This is a genomic window from Vibrio sp. CAU 1672 (assembly GCF_029223195.1).
Taxonomy (GTDB): Bacteria; Pseudomonadota; Gammaproteobacteria; order Enterobacterales; family Vibrionaceae; genus Vibrio.
This window is the reverse complement of the sequence record NZ_JARHUF010000013.1, coordinates 16,591-33,685: the sequence shown is the minus strand read 5'-3', so window position 1 is coordinate 33,685 and position 17,095 is coordinate 16,591. Positions and strand designations below refer to the sequence as shown.

At 50.1% G+C, this 17,095-nt stretch carries 13 protein-coding genes; 4 read left to right on the top strand and 9 right to left on the bottom strand.

Features of this window, described 5'->3' with window-relative positions; all coding sequences use genetic code 11:
- Positions 1-414 precede the first annotated feature (414 nt).
- Together P2G85_RS13005 and P2G85_RS13000 are read left to right on the top strand one after the other, a co-directional pair.
- Complete coding sequence (locus P2G85_RS13005) at positions 415-954, top strand: acyltransferase (protein ID WP_275864513.1); 540 nt, start codon at positions 415-417, stop codon at positions 952-954.
- Between the two features lie 39 nt (positions 955-993).
- Complete coding sequence (locus P2G85_RS13000) at positions 994-2,217, top strand: carbohydrate porin (RefSeq protein WP_275864512.1); 1,224 nt, start codon at positions 994-996, stop codon at positions 2,215-2,217.
- A 676-nt stretch (positions 2,218-2,893) separates the two neighbouring features.
- Here P2G85_RS13000 and P2G85_RS12995 read toward each other — a convergent pair.
- Genes P2G85_RS12995 through P2G85_RS12985 form a run of 3 tightly spaced genes read right to left on the bottom strand, consistent with a single transcriptional unit; the run spans position 2,894 to position 8,503 of the window.
- Positions 2,894-6,010 (bottom strand): efflux RND transporter permease subunit, encoded by a 3,117-nt coding sequence (locus P2G85_RS12995; protein WP_275864511.1) that lies wholly within the window; start codon positions 6,008-6,010, stop codon positions 2,894-2,896.
- Positions 6,011-6,015: 5 nt separating this feature from the next.
- Complete coding sequence (locus tag P2G85_RS12990) at positions 6,016-7,095, bottom strand: efflux RND transporter periplasmic adaptor subunit (protein ID WP_275864510.1); 1,080 nt, start codon at positions 7,093-7,095, stop codon at positions 6,016-6,018.
- Positions 7,096-7,153: 58 nt separating this feature from the next.
- On the bottom strand, positions 7,154-8,503 hold the full coding sequence (locus P2G85_RS12985; RefSeq protein WP_275864509.1) for a TolC family outer membrane protein: 1,350 nt from the start codon (positions 8,501-8,503) through the stop codon (positions 7,154-7,156).
- A 210-nt stretch (positions 8,504-8,713) separates the two neighbouring features.
- On the opposite strand from P2G85_RS12985, the gene P2G85_RS12980 reads away from it, so the two are divergent.
- Both P2G85_RS12980 and P2G85_RS12975 read left to right on the top strand, forming a co-directional pair.
- Positions 8,714-8,923, top strand: a complete 210-nt coding sequence (locus P2G85_RS12980) for a cold shock domain-containing protein (protein WP_275864508.1) — start codon at positions 8,714-8,716, stop codon at positions 8,921-8,923.
- 1 nt (position 8,924) lies between these two features.
- Positions 8,925-9,938 carry a hypothetical protein gene (locus tag P2G85_RS12975; protein ID WP_275864507.1) on the top strand — a complete coding sequence of 338 codons (1,014 nt, stop codon included), beginning with the start codon at positions 8,925-8,927 and terminating at the stop codon, positions 9,936-9,938.
- A 907-nt stretch (positions 9,939-10,845) separates the two neighbouring features.
- Here P2G85_RS12975 and P2G85_RS12970 read toward each other — a convergent pair.
- From P2G85_RS12970 to P2G85_RS12945, 6 genes are all read right to left on the bottom strand, one after another.
- A complete protein-coding gene (locus P2G85_RS12970) occupies positions 10,846-11,445 on the bottom strand; it encodes a DapH/DapD/GlmU-related protein (RefSeq protein ID WP_275864506.1) in 600 nt (199 codons plus the stop codon).
- A gap of 27 nt (positions 11,446-11,472) precedes the next feature.
- A complete protein-coding gene (locus P2G85_RS12965) occupies positions 11,473-12,396 on the bottom strand; it encodes a PaaX family transcriptional regulator C-terminal domain-containing protein (protein ID WP_275864505.1) in 924 nt (307 codons plus the stop codon).
- 131 nt (positions 12,397-12,527) lie between these two features.
- A complete protein-coding gene (gene paaK / locus P2G85_RS12960) occupies positions 12,528-13,829 on the bottom strand; it encodes a phenylacetate--CoA ligase PaaK (protein ID WP_275864504.1) in 1,302 nt (433 codons plus the stop codon).
- Positions 13,830-13,900: 71 nt separating this feature from the next.
- Complete coding sequence (gene pcaF / locus P2G85_RS12955; RefSeq protein ID WP_275864503.1) at positions 13,901-15,106, bottom strand: 3-oxoadipyl-CoA thiolase; 1,206 nt, start codon at positions 15,104-15,106, stop codon at positions 13,901-13,903.
- Positions 15,103-15,573 (bottom strand): hydroxyphenylacetyl-CoA thioesterase PaaI, encoded by a 471-nt coding sequence (gene paaI, locus P2G85_RS12950; protein ID WP_275864502.1) that lies wholly within the window; start codon positions 15,571-15,573, stop codon positions 15,103-15,105. The genes pcaF and paaI overlap by 4 nt, the downstream gene beginning before the upstream one ends.
- On the bottom strand, positions 15,570-17,093 hold the full coding sequence (locus P2G85_RS12945) for a 3-hydroxyacyl-CoA dehydrogenase (RefSeq protein WP_275864501.1): 1,524 nt from the start codon (positions 17,091-17,093) through the stop codon (positions 15,570-15,572). Before P2G85_RS12945 ends, paaI begins: the two co-directional genes overlap by 4 nt.
- Between the last annotated feature and the right edge of the window lie 2 nt (positions 17,094-17,095).

Below are 17,095 nucleotides of genomic sequence, written 5' to 3'. Positions count from 1 at the left end.
ATAAACAGTAAAAACAGCATATGGATGGAAATACCATTCATATCTGTTTTTTAAACTTTTCCTAAAAACAGTAATATAGCGATAGAGCAAGCCGATACTATCCGGAACTCCTGGGGAAATACTATATAGCCATTAACGCGGGTCGTACTTATATTTAGTTAAATAGGAAATAGAAAATGAAAACATCAACTGTGTTCGCTTGGATATTCTTATTTATTCTGGTGTGTTCTCCGCTACTGCTTATCCAGTGGATACATCATTCCGCTCAGAACATAGAGACCATCAATGAGCCAAGTCAAAGTATGGTAAATCATCTCCAAGACGTATTATTCCATCGCTCTTCAAAATAGCTTATTGAATGAGCTGTGTCGTTTAAAACACCTTACCAACCCAAATAACTAGCGTGAAAAATAAATGATCATTAAACAACCTGAAACAATGTACTTTGTCTCACTTTTTCAGGAAATTATTTATCACGTCAGGGAAGACAAAGTAAAAACATTTCCTCAGGAAAAGCAAACTATTATTTCATCAGTCGAACAATTAGTGACTGAAACACTAGACAAGTACACCATAGATGACAGCCTCATTGCAAGTGCGCTCAGTATACTGAGCCGTATTTCAGCAGTAGTAAACCTGGATCGCTACGCGCATTTTAATCTACTCATTACCCGGGCAAATAAAATCGCGCATTACCTGCTTAAGGTCAATGAGGAAAAAAGTGAACCTTCTGATAACAGGATGGAACTGCTCGTCGCCTATCTTAAATATCGGCAAATCATTACGGAACCTCAGGAGCTGGCAAAAGGCAATGGCGTGCACATTGCAGATGCCTATCGCAAAGGCTTTTTAAACCTCACCGAAGCAGTGGATGCCTTTACCGCGCAACTGGCTTGTAAGCATCGACTGCAGTTCATCCAACTTAACCACCATTTTCACCCACAAATGGCTTAACCCCGGGTTAAGCCATCCTTGTTTATTTAGAGATATATCATGAACCACTCATCGAAAGCACTAGTTTTAACTACCGTTCCCGCGGGCCACAGTATGGTGGCTCTGGCAACAACGGAGTTTGATAACCACCTGATCCAGGACTGGGGTGGTACACGGACTCAACTTGACAATGCCGGTGTATCAATCGAAGCGGAATACACCAATGTATTCCAGGCTCCGCTCAGTGACACACCAAAAGATAAAGACAATTTCTCACACCGATTTGATTTACTGACTAGTTTCGACTTTGAAGCATTAGGCTTGTGGAAAGGTGGTAAATTGAATACTCAAGTTGTCAGCCGCGGTGGTAGTGCCAATGATTTTGGTCTGGTACACATTTCCAGTCCGAACTCCTCATTCTTCGCCGATGATGAGTCACTATTCATCTCGGCGTTCAACTATTCTCACAAGTTTTCCGACGATACCAGTGTAATTGTTGGTAAAATTGATGCGTTCGAGCTGTTACGCAATGCTCCTTTCTATGGTGGTGCGACACGCCATGGTTTTATGAACCTGGCTTTTTCAGCTCCACCAAGTGGCGTTGTCCCACCGGCATTTTTTGGTGCTGTGGCCAATCACCGTTTGAATGACACTTTATTGACTGCCATGTTCTTCGACCCCAGAAGCCGTTATACCAAAAACTTGAGCACCAGTGGGCTGTTTGATGATGGCGTGAGCTTTAGCCTTGGCGTGACGCACAAAACCAGCCTGTTTGACCGCCAGTCACTAATTTCTGCAGCCTGTGCATACAGTACCGAGGAAGGCGCGGATTTCAGCTCTCTGACTCCTGACCTGAACTTTGATTCAACTGCCAAATACAAGTACAACGCCAGAATGCAGTTCTCACATAACCTGGTTGAGAAAGAAGGCGATGCCTCGGAGTCCTGGGGTTTACATTTGCGTGGCTCGATTGCCGATGGCAACCCAAATATGTTTAGAATGACCTTTGCTGGCGGCTTAGGCGGAAAAGCACTGTTCTTCAACCGTCCAATGGATAACTGGGGACTAGGTTACTACTACAACTTGTCAAACGACTTGCAAAACAGTGTCAACAATCTGGACGCCCCGTTCGAAATCCAAAACGAACAAGGCTTTGAAGCCTACTACGCGTATCAGGTGACACCGTGGCTAACCTTCACAACTGATGTACAGTACATCACCCCAGCCCTCAGCACCCAAGACGATGCCTGGCTGTTCGGTTTAAGAACCAATATTCGTTTCTGACCGATATATTAATAATATCCGTTCACGCTCTGAAGCTCCCCTCAAATAGGGAAGCTCTATTTTTATATCGCCTCAAATATCAATGATTTAATTTTTGGTGAGGCAAATTGACCGCACCACACCATGTCAGAAATCAGAAATCAGAAATCAGAAATCACCACAAGCTGATCACTCTGTCTAAGTTGGGGCTAAAACAACGCGCGTCTATAAACCTTCAGCATTACTGGCCGTTAAGAACGACCAACAAATGAAATAAGTCAACAATAACCAACTTACTTTAACCTCAGCTTTAGCTACTTCCGGTTAAGCGGCAAAAAAATATCAGACCAGAACTCATTATTACCGTTCATCCACCTAAAACGGATTATTTCCTTCCTGAGTGGCTCAGCCTTATTTCATTCAACTCCAAATAATATCGCACATATCACAATATGTTCCTGCCTGATTTAAAAAACACAAAAAACGCATCAATTACACTTTGCCTGAGGTTAAAAGATAGTATCAGAAAGGCGCCGGTTTAATTTAACGAAAGTCTGCTAAAAAATAGTGATTGCAAATAAGCAGATCAAAATAATATCAAGTAACCAAAGCCCGGAACTCTGTATTCACTTGATAGGAAATGAACAAAAAACGGAGCTCATTGAGCTCCGTTTTTGCGGTTTTTAACCAGCTTCAGTTAATTACCACCTTTTACTTTTTCCCTTAGTTTCTGGAATACCGCGTAGAAACCCGGCGTCATAATCGAGCCGACTCCAAGCACCACCAGCATGCCACCGAGCAGCGCCAGGCCCGTAGTGTTTTGTGCAATCGCACCGGCGCCTTGAGCAAAGGCCAGAGGCAAGATACCCAGGATAAATGACCACGAGGTCATGTTCACCGCGCGGAAACGCATTTTACCCCCCTGAATCGCCGCCTCTTCAATCGGCAGCCCCTGCTCTTCGCGCTTAATTTTTGAGAATTCAACCATCAATATCGCGTTCTTCGCTGCCAGCGAGATCAGCAGGATAAGACCAATCTGACCATAAATCGACAGCGCTTGCCCGCCAAGCAGGAGTGCGGCATAGGTACCAACAGCTGCGGTCGGTGCTACGATGATGATCGCCGCAGGTAGCGCCCAGGACTCATACTGTGCCACCAGGAACAAATAAATGAAGACTAGAGCCAGCACCAGTGCTATCTGCGCGGTATTGCCCGCTTGCTTCTCCTGGTATGCCATGTTGGTCCATTCATAGGTATAACCGGATTCCAGCATCTCCTCTGCCACACGCTCCATCGCCTCAATCGCCTGGCCTGATGAGTAACCCGGGGCTGGATTCAGCTGGATGCGTGCCGCCGGAAGCATGTTATAGCTGGTGACCAAATCCGGCTCTAAGGTTGGCTCGATGGTCGCAACGGTTGATAACGGAACCTGCTTACCGCCCATCGACGGCACATGGATGCGCAATACGTCATCCAAATCGTTGCGCTGCTCACCCTTAGCTTGAACAAACACGCGGTAACTACGGCCATTAAGCGCAAAGTCATTCACATATGATGAAGCCAGATGGGTCGCCATGGCGTCGTTAATCGCACCCAGAGTTACCCCCATTTGGCGCGCTTTTTCACGATCAATTTCTACCTGGTAATGTGGTACGTTAGCACGGTATGTGGTCATGACTCTGGTAACTTCCGGCGCCTGATTCGCAGCCGCAACCAGCGCGTAAGTCATCTGAGCCAGTTCCTGAGCACTACGGCCACCGGTGTCCTGAACCATAAACTCCAGCGAGTCACTGGCACCAACACCCGGGATTGCCGGCAAGCCCATGGTGATCGTCATGGCTTTATCAATGCCATACAGTTGGCGGTTCAGGCGCTGCGCTACCGCCGCCTGAGAGTGCTCACCATCCAGCGCCAAACGCTCGTCCCAATGTTTTAAGTTAATAAACATGGTGGCAGCGTTGGCAGTAACACTACCAGTGACCGCATTAAAACCAATCGCGCCGGCGTAATCTTCAATCGCTGGATCCTGATCCAGAATCGCTTCTGCTTGTTTAATTAACTCATGAGTACGTTCTTTCGAAGCATTGTCCGGCAAGAACATCGCCAGTGCCAGTACCCCTTTGTCCTCTACCGGTACAAAGGCCGTTGGCAGTTTGCCGTTCATCACCACCACTGCAGCAATCGCCAACACGAAAGTTGCGCCAAGCACTAAGCTCTTACGCACCATCAGCGCAACCGCTTTGCCATACAGGTGGGTTAACTTATCAAACGCGCGGTTAAACACTACGAACCACTTGGCTGGCTTGCTGTTACGCTTCATTACCATCGCACACAGTGCAGGCGACAGCGTTAACGCATTAATTGCCGACAATACCAGGGCGATACAAATCGTGATTGAGAACTGAGCAAACATCAGGCCAGTAATACCCGGAAGCAATGCCACTGGGATGAACACTGCCAGCATTACCAACGTTGAAGCGACAATCGGGCCGGTCACTTCTTTCATGGCCTGAATGGTCGCTTCTTTGCTTGACCACTCCGGGTGCTCTTCAAGAATACGTTCGACGTTCTCTACCACCAGAATCGCGTTGTCCACCACAATACCAATCGCGAGGATCAGACCAAACAAGGTCACCGTGTTGATACTAAAGCCCCCCATCTGCATGAAGGCAAAGGTACCAATCAGTGAAACCGGAATGGCCACCACAGGCGCGAGCGTTGCACGGACATTACCCAGAAACAGAAACGTTACCGCAATTACCAGCAACACTGCCACAATCAGCGTCTCAACAATACTGTTAATCGATGCTTCCACCGACAGCGTGGTGTCGTAAGGGATGGTGTAAGCCATTCCCGCCGGCATGATATCTTCAATCTCTTTCAGTACCGCTTTTACTTCCGCACCGGTGTCGAGGGCATTGGCATCCGGGTTAGCCTGCATAGTTACCAGCGCCGCTTCCTGGCCCTGATAGGTTGCGTACGCATCATAAAACTGGCTGCCCACCTCCAGATCCGCCACATCACCAAGGTAGACGTGATTTCCATTCGGTAGCGTTTTTACAATGATTTGCTCAAATTCCTGAGCACTGGTCAGACGCCCCTGGGTGATCAGGTTAAATTGCAGCGCCGCGTTCTCCCGGCTTGGTCCCTGGCCGATACGTCCGGCAGGTACCACCGCATTTTGCTCACGAATCGCATTTTTAACCTCTAAAGTACTGACATTCAACGATGCCATACGATCCATATCCAGCCAAACCCGCATGCCATAAGTTGCGCCGATAAGCTCACTGGTCGCGACACCGGAGATACGGGCAATCCGCTCCATGAAGTTAGCCTCAACCCAGGAGTTGAGCTCTAATTCTGACATCGATTGATTTTCAGAGTAAAACGCCACCGCTAACAGATCATCCGGTGTTGCTTTACGGATACGGATACCACGGGCACGCACTTCGAATGGCAGCATATTCTCCGCAACGGCGACACGGTTAGAAACGTTAACCATCGCCATATCCGAATCAATACCGTTTTCAAAGGTGATATTGAGGAAATAACGTCCGTCGTTGGTTGAGCGAGATTGCATGTACACCATGCCGTCTACACCGTTCACCTCTTCTTCAATCGGGTTACCGATCACTTCCTTTACGGTTTCCGCACTGGCGCCGGGTAAATTGGCCACCACTCGCACCTGAGGTGGTGTCACACTCGGGTACTCAGCCACCGGCATGGTTTTAATGGCAATCAGGCCAATCAACGTCAGGAATATCGAAATAACAAAGGCAAACTTAGGCCTGTTAATAAAAAATTTGCTTAGCATTCACACTACTCCGCAGCTACTACTGGCGCACCTTCACGGATACGTTGCAGGCCACCGATGATCACCGGCTCACCAACTTGCAAACCTGCCGTCAGGAACACTTTCTGGCCCAGGCGGTCAGCCACTTCCACATCTCGGCGCACGGCATGTCCATCTTCTATCGTCAGTACATATTGCGCCTTGTGATCCTGGTGAATCGCTGAATGTGGCACCTTCACCCCTTCAATCGCGGTGCTTGGCGCCAGGCCAACCCGAATATACTGGTTGGCTTTCAGATGGCCGTCTTGATTATTGAACGTCGCCGCAATGTCTACCGTTCCACTCTGGGGATCAATTTTGTTATCAACAAAGGAGAGAGTCCCGTTGTCAGGAACCAGTTCACCGTTTACTTCAAGTGACACCAGTGTGGCCGTGCCTTCCTGAAGGTTATGGCGCTGTAGTTCTCCTTGCTTGAGCGAAAAGCTGGCTTCTATCGGATGAATTTGCACAATATCAGTCAACGGACCAAAGTTCGGACCAACCATATCACCGATAGAGAACAGGCTCTTACCCAGCTTGCCACTGTAAGGAGCGCGTAATTTAGTTTGCTCTAAGTTGTCTTGCTGAACCACCACATTGGCTTTGGCAGACTTAACCCGGTATTTCGCCATCGACAACTCTGCCAGACTCAGATCGAACTGGGCTTGTGAAACCCCGCCGGTGGTCAGCATGTTAGATGTACGTTCATGGTTTAGTTGTGTCAGCGCCAGTGCCGCGTTCGCTTCGCTGAGGGTAGCCCTTGCTGCATCTAAAGCAGCTTGATAAGAGGTCGGGTCAATTTCAAACAGGACATCGCCCTTTTCAACCAAAGCGCCATCTTCAAAATATTTAGTTAATAGATAGCCTGTGGTTCTTGGCGTCAGTTTCGCCGACTCGATCGCCTGCATGCGTCCGACATAAAAATTGACCGGGCTATGCTGATATGCCGTCGCATTAACGACACTCACCGGGGTTGCCGGTGCAGCTGCTGTACTAGTTGTTTCAGTTGTACCACCGCAACCTGCAAGCAACAAAGCGGTTGCTACGTATAAAGGTGTTCTTTTCATTATGGTCACTTTTTAGTTCGTGAGTGATAAATCGGTTTATTCAAACAGATGTAATAAATTAGGAGGTAAGTAATGTGTTGACCGCCGTCAGATCATCGTCGTCCAGTGCACCGACTAAGAAATGCAACTGTAAGTTGGCGACCAGAAAATCGATCTGTGATTCGGTTAACTGCTGCCTTGCTTCATAGAGCTGGCGGGTTGAGTTCAGTACATCCACAATCGTTCGGCTGCCAATCTCTAAGCCTTGCTCCGTGGCGAGCAACGCAGATTCGGCAGAAATGACCGCTTGCTGATAGGCAGACTGGGCACTTTTCAGCGCCAACAGATCTTTTTCAGCACTGCGGATACCGCGAACCACCTGACGCCAGGTATGATGCTGCAGTTGCACAGACTGCTGGTACTGAATGTTGGCTTGTTCCACTTTATTACTGGTCGCACCGCCACGGTAAGCCGGCAGTTTCATCGCCACGCCAGCAAAAAGAGTGGCATTGTCATCGATATCATTGAACGAACCTTTCGGGTCATTCATACCATTACTGCGTGACTGACCCGCAAATGCGTAACGATACTCCGCCACCAGTCCGAGGGTCGGCATGTGGCCGGCTTCCGCCAGCGCCACCTGCTCGCGTGACAGCGTCACAAGCTGACGTTGAATTTGCATCTGGGGGCTGTGCAGCTGCGCCTGCTCTTCCCAGCTGATCTGCCCCTTGGGCTGTGGGATTGAGATCGATGGCAACTTGGCGGATAACGGTGTCACACTGCTGTAAGTCTGGCCGGTCAGTTCATAGAGATAATCCAGTGCTTTCTCGACTTCGTTTTCGGCAAATATCACCGCCGTTTTGGCTAAGTCATATTGGGCCTGCGCTTCCTTTACATCGTTTTCCGGCACCAGGCCGTTAGCAAAACGGTGCTGCATCTGCGTCAGGTGCTCACCAATGGCGTGTTTCGTCGCTCTGACCTGCTTACGTTTTTCCTGCGCTTTTAGCGCGTTGAAATACCCTTGGGCAACGCTCATTTGCAGGCTGTTCAAGGCATACTGGTAGCTGACTTCGGTTAACGCCTGTTGGTGCTTGGCAATATTGTCAGTCGCATTTAGTTGCTGGTTGTATAGGTTCTGTCCGACAGAAACCGATACTTCAGCACCGTGGGCATCGGTTTCATTCATTGTGGTCCAGTCATTACGCAGCATGCCGTATTGCAGACCCAGATCCACTTGAGGACGATACTGCCCTTTAATGACACCACGTTGTTTGTTCGCGCTCTCTATTTCTAATGCCGCGCTGGCCAGAGTTGGATTATTGTCTAAGGAGTCAAGGTAAAGCTGGCTAAGGTTAATGCTTTCTGCATGAGCAGATTGCCCTGCTAGTGCCAGGCCGATACCTATCGTGACCAGTGATTTTCTGTTCATAATATTTGCCTATTGGTTTGCACAGTAATGACGCGATTACCTGTGATCTGATGGGCGCTTTTTATCGAAAATCGACATTTGGACAAATAGAAAGGCCTGATCATATTTGCTTAAGATCAGATTTATACCGGGTTAAAAGGAAAATTCGTGGATTGACTCCGGTTTTTCTGCTATTTAATTTATTACTTATTAATTCAAAAAAAACCTTTTATGACAGGCCTTAAAGCGAAAGTTTCCTGGTTCAATAAAGACAAAGGGTTTGGCTTTGCCATACCCGATGTTGTCCCGATCGATGTCTTGATCGATGCCACTCTGCTGGCGAATCCACAACTTGATTTAACCCCGGGACAACGGGTGTATATTGAGATTGAACGTCAGCAAGACGGCGGGTACCGTGCATGTCAGTTGGTGCCGCTCTGAAATGGGAAATCGAACTCAGCTGCCAACCAGAAAGCCGGGACGGCCAAAACGCGATCCTATGGATAATTGTGAACAGCACGTCGCCAAGAGTTATGACGCCTTGGTTAGCTTACGTCAGGAATTCAACGAAGAGCTCACCAGGCAGTTCCCGGCTTTAAGCCCGGAATCCCGGGCTGACGTAGCGCAGTTGGTTCTGGCCGCCGCAGAGGAATATCGTCTGTGGTCGAGTGTCGATAATCAATTGCTGTCGATACAACGGCACCACACGCCAACAGAACAGTTAACGGCTAAGTCAACAGCAATCGGCGCGAAAGTGGCTCAATTGGCGCAAACCTATCAACTGATATTCATCCACCGTAACGGTGAGCCGTTTCGGGAAGATTGTTTTTTACACGCGGATTATGAGACCGTCCGACAGCAGCTAGTGACGCTGAGCTATCAGCCCCTGGCCATACAAACGCCGGTCTTGTATGCGTTTGCACTCTGGATTGAACGCCAGGCCGGATCAGTAACGTTTTCGCCCGACGTGCCACAATTGCGCCGGCTACTACGTTTAGCCTTGTTGGCGATCCTTAATCATCGTTTAGGGATGGTTTACAAGCGCACCGCACAGCCAAAAGTTGGCCGCCCCGAGTTACCACTGCCCGTCGCGGTCGTACGCGCAGAGCAGGCCGTGATTGACGATTATAAAAAGCTATCCGCGGCCTGTATGGAAAAACAACTGATACCGTTAAGTCCGGAACAGCTATGGATAAAACATCGCCAAACCGCACCGAAAACTAAAATTGGCCGAAAACCATTGAATCCGCAGCAAACAATTCAGCGCGACCTGCGCCAAATGCGCCAACAGTTAGCCCGGTTAGAAGCCAGTAAAGCAGAGATAATTGCAAAAGAGCAGGTTTCGCAGGGCAAGAAGGGAAGAAAACCCACACCTTACCGTAAAAGACATCATTCATTGACCAGCAAAATTGCGGAACTGGAAAAGCGGCTAAAGAAGCACTCGGGCTCCGGTTAACCTCGTACCATTTTTCAGCGTATCTCACCCGGTTTAAACTGTGGTGACACGCTTGTTCTCATCGTTGCTTTTCGCCATCTTCAGAAGCATCGCTGCCCCCCAAATCCGCGTATTCAGAATCATTCTTAAACTCATTTTTTTTGGTCGAAATAATTTCCAACAATGATCACATTTCATACGTTTATTCAGATTGTCATTAAAATGTCATCTACACTTTTTCTATAACAATCACAAACATAATACATCCCCATAAAGCTACATGGACTTAGTATCGCTATGACAATGAATAATCACGCATACCTTACAGAATCAGAAATGATCATTGTGTTCCGGCACCAATACCTTTGCTTCTGCAACCACACCATTAACGCCCGTGCTTATTTAAGCCACATCAGACTTGATGACTGCTGTAACACGGTCCACCTGGGCTACAGCGAGCAGATCGAGTTACAACATAATGACTATACCGTGCTATCCAGATTCATAGAGCAGTGCCAGGATCACTGTGAACATTACTAGCTGTCCATTCCCCCTTGTTATCCCCGTTAACCTGATTTCAGATGGCAAACCGAGATTACCCCACAGTAAAAAACCTTACTGCTCATTCAACATCACGGTTTGCCTTATTGTATAAAAAGCTGCACCTGTTAAGCGCCCTCTGCCAGCCGGATTTAAATGCTGACTGGCACACTCTCAATCAAGCGCATATTTTGCCAACACTTCTTGCCAATGCTTTTTACCTTTGTCGCCTCTTTTGAACTGGAAAAACTGCCATAGCTCAGGAGCCGACATGCTACCTTGGGTAAGGACGGTTCACCTACCGCCGCAGGGTTTGCCAGCGCCTGATGGCAAAAAGTGGTTCGACAGAAACCAACCAGGCCTGTTCGGCATCATCAGCGCAATCCGCTCATACGGTTTCCGCTTTGGGAACGTGCGGTTTCTCCCACGACACCTGTGGCCTGCCGGGCTCAACCTCACAGAGGGGCTCAACCAGCTTTAACTCACTGTGACAGCGCTCGGCCAGCCTCTGGTACATGGCAGTGCCATTTTCCTTCCAGCGCAGCTCATCATCAGTCACATCGCGGGTACGCCTTGCCGGGCTGCCGAGAATCATACTTCGTGGCGGGTAATCGCTGCGGGTTTTGACAAAACTGTTGGCACCGATGATCGACTCTTTGCCGATCCGGGCCAGATCCATCACCACCGCGTTCATGCCGACCAGGGTGTTTTCACCAACATAACAACCATGGATGATCGCACCATGGCCAACGTGGACATTTGCTTCCAGTATCGTCTCCTTACCCGGAAATCCGTGCATCACACAGTTGTCCTGGACGTTAGCTCCCTGCTTGACGATAAGGCGACCAAAGTCACCTCTCAGCACCGCAAGGGGGCCGATGTAAACGTTTTGTTCAATGATGACATCGCCAATGATCTCAGCGCTCGGATGAATAAACGCCGAGGGATGGACCACCGGAATAAGATTGGCAAATTGGTATATGGGCATTGTGCATTCCTTGTCACAAAGTCCACGCTAGCTCAGGCCGCCAAAACGAATGTAGTAGTTGGGTGACGGCAGCGGCAGGGTTCCGCTTGGTGTTTCGCTGTTTTCGATGAGGTACTCCAGCGCTTTCGCGTGCACTTTTCGGTAAATATTGACCGTAAGCTGCTCGGCGGCCTGTCTGGGCCATTCCCTGGGCAGCAGCTCCGCGGGTAAATAAGGGTCTTTAACGATGATTCGTCGGTAAAAATGGATCACAAGCAAACGCAGCTTGAACGCGTCCACCGGAGTAATGGCATCGTCCTCCATCCCTTTCAGGGTGTTCCATACGGGTGAAAACAGCGCGGAAAACTGTTGATAGTCCTCTTCGATACGCGTGATATCCCATGACTGACTGACGATATTTCTCAGCGCATCGCTATGCTCAGAATACAACTCCGCTTGTTGAAATATCTTGGCACTGGGAATATTTTCACAGATTTCTTGCTTGATTTCCGGTGTTAACTGCTGCAGGTCGGGTTGAACAAAAAAGTCCTTATCGAACAAACCAAAGCCTTTGTGTTGCAGATAGCGCACTTTGTCTTTACTGCTATTGGTCGGGCCTAACGAGGTATGAATAATGTTCCAGCGCTTGTTCCAGGCGGTGGGCTCAGAATGGTAGATTTTCTTGTTAGCATTCAGCATTTCGTTGTATCTGGCCGGTTCCAGATAATAGTAGCTTTTTCTGCCCACCTTTTTGATCGTCAGCCATCCGTCTTTATTGAGCCGGAACACCGACGAGCGCACCACCCGCTGATTCAGGCCCAGAGTCTCCATGGCCTGGATCAGACTGCCAAGCCAAATACCGCCACCACAGGTCCACAAATAATCACCGTAGTAAGACACAATCAACGACGTGCCACTGATGGACTGATGACCGGCCATTGCATCGTAAAAGGACTCAAATTCTTGATTCAAAATAACTCCGTGTTTGGTTTCAGGCGTGCTGAAACCCATTCCGTTACCCGACTTATCTTTGTATTATTCACAATTGTGGTTTTTATACCACTCCCGAGCCAGACCTTTCTCGGGAGCAGCATTTCAGGCGCTTAGAGTTTGGGACGCAGATCGCGCACGCGAACCGCCTTTCCTTCTGAACGGGGAATCCCATTCACCGGCAGCAGCTCTATGGTGGTGGAAATCCCGATCATCGACTTGATTTGATGTTGCAGGCGCTTGGTAATGACGTCGGCCTGATCCAGATAGGCGTTGTCTTTTGGCTCAAGCAAAACCACCAAATGATCTAAGTTGCCTTTACGAATCACTTCCAGCTGATAATGAGGGCTAAGCTGTTCGATTTGCAGAATTTGCTCTTCAATCTGCGAAGGAAACACGTTAACCCCGCGGATAATCAGCATGTCGTCACTACGACCGGTGATTTTGTCCATCCGGCGCATGGTTCGTGCCGTCCCCGGCAGAAGACGGGTCAGATCGCGCGTCCGGTAACGAATCACCGGCATGGCTTCTTTGGTTAACGAGGTAAAGACCAGTTCTCCATGCTCACCGTCAGGCATCACCTCCCCGCTGAGCGGATCAATGATTTCCGGATAGAAATGGTCTTCCCAGATGGTTGGGCCATCTTTGGTTTCGGCACACTCCATTGCCACCCCCGGCCCCATCACTTCAGACAAGCCATAGATATCAACCGCTACGATGCCCAGACGCTGTTCGATCTCTTTGCGCATTTCGTTCGACCATGGCTCAGCGCCGAAAATACCCACTTTCAGTGAACAACCGGACGCATCACCACCGTAGTGCTCTTCCAGTTTGTCCAACAGGTTCAGACAGTATGACGGCGTGACCATAATAATCGACGGTTTAAAATGTTCGATCAGCTGAACTTGTTTCTCTGTTTGTCCACCCGACATCGGGATCACGGTCGCCCCCAGCCTTTCAGCGCCGTAATGGGCGCCTAAGCCACCGGTGAACAGGCCGTATCCGTAGGCAATATGAATGATGTCTTTGGCGCTGCCGCCGGCTGCGCGTATAGAGCGGGCGACAATATTGGCCCAGGTATCAATATCGTTTTGGGTATAACCCACCACCGTCGGTTTACCTGTGGTGCCGGAAGAAGCATGCACACGGGCCACCTCTTCCATCGGTACGGCGAACGAATCAAACGGGTAGTGTTCTCTCAAATCCTGTTTGGTGGTGTAAGGGAATTTTTTGATGTCTTCGAGACATTTAAAGTCTGACGGGTGCACCCCTGCTTCATCAAACTTTTTGGTGTACATCGGCGAGTTCTTATACGCGTGCTCCAGTGTCCACTTCATGCGCCGGAACTGCAGTTCCTTTAGTTCTTCAACGGAAGCGGTTTCAATGGCCTCAAGCGTGTTTGAGTACTTAATCATGACTCTTTCTCCTAATAAGTCCTTTTATCTCTGTTGGCTGACTAGAAACGTCTTTTCTGTTTGTTTTAATCTCAGACGTTCTCGATGATCATTGCGATTCCTTGCCCTACGCCGACACACATACAGCACAAAGCGTATCTTCCTTGTCTGCGTTTCAGCTCGTTACAGGCTGCCATTACGATCCTTGCCCCGCTCATTCCCAGCGGATGGCCAAGCGCAATTGCACCGCCGTTAGGGTTGACGTGTTCCGCATCGTCCGGTACACCCAGTTCACGCAAAACGGCCAACGCTTGTGATGCAAATGCTTCATTCAGCTCAATAACATCCATATCATTAATTGATAAACCTGTTATTTCCAGCACTTTTTTCGCTGCCGGTGCCGGGCCGATACCCATAACCGCAGGCTCTACCCCAACGGTAGCCGTCGCCAGCACTTTTGCTTTCGGTTTTAAATCAAAACGTTGTACTGCTTCTTCACTCGCCACCAGTACTGCGGCCGCTCCATCATTGACTCCTGATGAATTTCCCGCCGTCACGGAGCCATTTTCCGCAAACGGTGTTTTCAGTCCAGCCAATTGCGCCAGGGTGGTTTGCGGACGGGGATGCTCATCTTCGCAGACCAGTAACGGCTCACCTTTACGCTGCGGGATCGTCACCGGCACGATCTCTTGTGCCAGTACGCCCTTCTCTTTAGCCGACTGGGTTTTCTGCTGGCTGCGCAGGGCAAACGCGTCCTGATCTTCGCGGCTGATGGCAAAACGGCTGGCCACATTTTCCGCCGTTTCAGGCATTGAATCGGTGCCAAACTGCTGTTGCATAACAGGGTTAATAAATCGCCAGCCGATGGTGGTATCAAACATCTGGCTGTTTCTGTCAAACGCGCTGGTCGGCTTGTTGACCACGTAAGGAGCACGCGACATCGATTCCACCCCACCAGCCACCATCAGCTGGGCCTCACCCGCTTTAATCGAGCGCGCCGCATGGCTGATGGCATCCATCCCGGAGCCACATAATCGGTTGATGGTTGTGCCCGACACGCCGGTTGGCAGACCGGCCAGCAACAGAGACATCCGCGCCACATCACGATTGTCCTCACCAGCCTGGTTAGCACAGCCTAAGATCACATCATCTATCGCTGACCAGTCTAGCGTCGGGTGGCGCTCCATTAACGCTTTAAGAGGGATCGCGCCAAGGTCATCGGCACGCACAGCTGAAAGTGCACCGCCAAACCTGCCGATCGGTGTCCTTACGCCGTCACAAATATATGCATTAGTCACTGACTGTTCTCCTCTACTAGTTTTGTGCCAATTCGGTGTGATTTACCCCGAAACAGCGCGACTAACTTTTGATTCTGGTTGACGATTTCTACGTCGTAGGTACCCGTCAGCCTTCCTTGAGATTTCACACTGGCAAAGGCCGTTAACACGTCATGCTCAAATGCCGGCCGGATGTACTCGATGCTGCACCCTGACGCGACAGCGGCAAGGTTTTCGCTGTTGCAGGCAAAGGCAAAAGCGGTGTCACCAAGCGCAAACAACATACCGCCGTGGCAGGTGTTGTGGCCGTTCAGCATTGTTTGGGTGACCCGCATTGATACCGTGGCCAGCCCCTTTGCCACGTCGACCACTTCCATTCCCATTGATTTGGTGCAGAAGTCATTCTCCAGCATGGCCGCAACGGCTTGTTGTGCGACGACTTTGTCCGGATCGTGTTCACAGACGGGCGTTGGGTCAGATAGTGTCATAGCTCACCTCGTTGATATTGAATGGCAAAACGGCGCAGCAGCGGCGACGGACGATAACGCTCTTCGCCGTAAAACGCCTGCAGGTGGGTTAAGGTGTCTAACAGCCGCGGCCAGCCTAAGCGCCCTCCCTGTTCAATCGGGCCCAGCGGGTAGTTGACGCCACTTTTCATCGCCACGTCCACGTCGGCTGTAGAGGCACCGTTCTGGTTCACCAGATCCAGCGCTTCGTTGATCAGCATGGTCCAGGTACGCCAGAGAATAAGCCCCGGATAATCATCCAGCACCAGCACCTGTTTGCCTTTTGACTGGAAGTAAGCGATCACCGCGTCGGTATTTGCCTGTGAGTTCTGCAGCGCCGGTGCAATCGCGATCACCTCACTGCTGCCATAGTCCTGGCAGTAGTCAAACACCACCACAGGGCGGTCCAGCTGTGCCGACAGGTCGGATGCTGTCATGCCAAAAGTAAGCAAGACATAAGTACCGTCGATATTGAGGTGTGGCTGGTTGAACGGCGCGTCGCCGTCATCCCCGGCGCTGGTGGTCAGCCCGACCAGTTCAGGCAGGCTCGGCGTAACACGCCAGTCACCATGCAACGAAACAGGCAGATCTTGCGGCAGTGCCCGCTTGCTGGCGAGATTAACGGCAGGCCTGGTCGCGGCATCAGCGTAGCTGTAAAAGCCTCGCCCGGACTTGCGGCCTAAGTAGCCGGCTTCCACCAGCTCTTTCTGAGTCAACGAAGGCAGGAAGCGTTTATCCTGATAGTATGCATCATAGACACTTTTGGTGACCGCATAGTTAACATCGTGACCAATCAAATCCATCAGTTCAAATGGCCCCATGTTAAACTGACCGGCCTGGGTGATCAGGTGGTCAATGTCCTGCACCTCTGCCACGCTGGTTTCCAGGGCACGCAGCCCTTCCGCATAAAACGGCCGGGCCACCCGGTTGACAATAAAGCCCGGGATGGAACGGGTCACCACCGCGTGTTTATCACACGACTGCGCCCACGCCTGCGCCGCTTCGCTCACACTCGCAGCGGTAGCGATGCCGCGCACCACTTCAACCAACTTCATTAATGGGGCCGGATTGAAAAAGTGCAGGCCAACGAATCGTTCTGGCCTGGCCAGCGCACTTGCAATTGAGGTCACCGAGATAGACGAGGTATTAGTTGCAAGCAGGCAGTCATCACGGCAAATCGCCTCCAGATCGCGGAATAAGCTCTGTTTTATCGCCAAATCTTCCACTATCGCTTCAATGACCAAATCGGCCCCAGCCACATCGCCGAGTGCATCAGAACAATGCAATGCCCCGAGCAGCGCCTGTTGGGCGTCACGGGTCATTTTGCCCCTGGCCACGCGTTTTTCCATTCGCACGGCGATGTCATCTTTGGTCTGGGCGGCCTTACCTGGCTGCACATCAAACAGCACAACCTGGTAACCGGACTGTGCCGCCACTTGCGCGATGCCGGCACCCATGGTACCGGCGCCGATAACCGCAACGGTTTGAATCCTATACTCCATGA

What these genes read in the sequence shown, in the direction of transcription:
- paaI (WP_275864502.1), bottom strand. Translation starts at nt 15,573, where the DNA reads ATGACACTATCTGACCCAACGCCCGTCTGTGAACACGATCCGGACAAA.
- P2G85_RS12990 (WP_275864510.1), bottom strand. Translation starts at nt 7,095, where the DNA reads ATGAAAAGAACACCTTTATACGTAGCAACCGCTTTGTTGCTTGCAGGT.
- P2G85_RS12980 (WP_275864508.1), top strand. Translation starts at nt 8,714, where the DNA reads ATGACAGGCCTTAAAGCGAAAGTTTCCTGGTTCAATAAAGACAAAGGG.
- P2G85_RS12995 (WP_275864511.1), bottom strand. Translation starts at nt 6,010, where the DNA reads ATGCTAAGCAAATTTTTTATTAACAGGCCTAAGTTTGCCTTTGTTATT.
- P2G85_RS12945 (WP_275864501.1), bottom strand. Translation starts at nt 17,093, where the DNA reads ATGGAGTATAGGATTCAAACCGTTGCGGTTATCGGCGCCGGTACCATG.
- P2G85_RS12970 (WP_275864506.1), bottom strand. Translation starts at nt 11,445, where the DNA reads ATGCCCATATACCAATTTGCCAATCTTATTCCGGTGGTCCATCCCTCG.
- P2G85_RS13005 (WP_275864513.1), top strand. Translation starts at nt 415, where the DNA reads ATGATCATTAAACAACCTGAAACAATGTACTTTGTCTCACTTTTTCAG.
- P2G85_RS13000 (WP_275864512.1), top strand. Translation starts at nt 994, where the DNA reads ATGAACCACTCATCGAAAGCACTAGTTTTAACTACCGTTCCCGCGGGC.
- paaK (WP_275864504.1), bottom strand. Translation starts at nt 13,829, where the DNA reads ATGATTAAGTACTCAAACACGCTTGAGGCCATTGAAACCGCTTCCGTT.
- P2G85_RS12975 (WP_275864507.1), top strand. Translation starts at nt 8,925, where the DNA reads ATGGGAAATCGAACTCAGCTGCCAACCAGAAAGCCGGGACGGCCAAAA.
- P2G85_RS12985 (WP_275864509.1), bottom strand. Translation starts at nt 8,503, where the DNA reads ATGAACAGAAAATCACTGGTCACGATAGGTATCGGCCTGGCACTAGCA.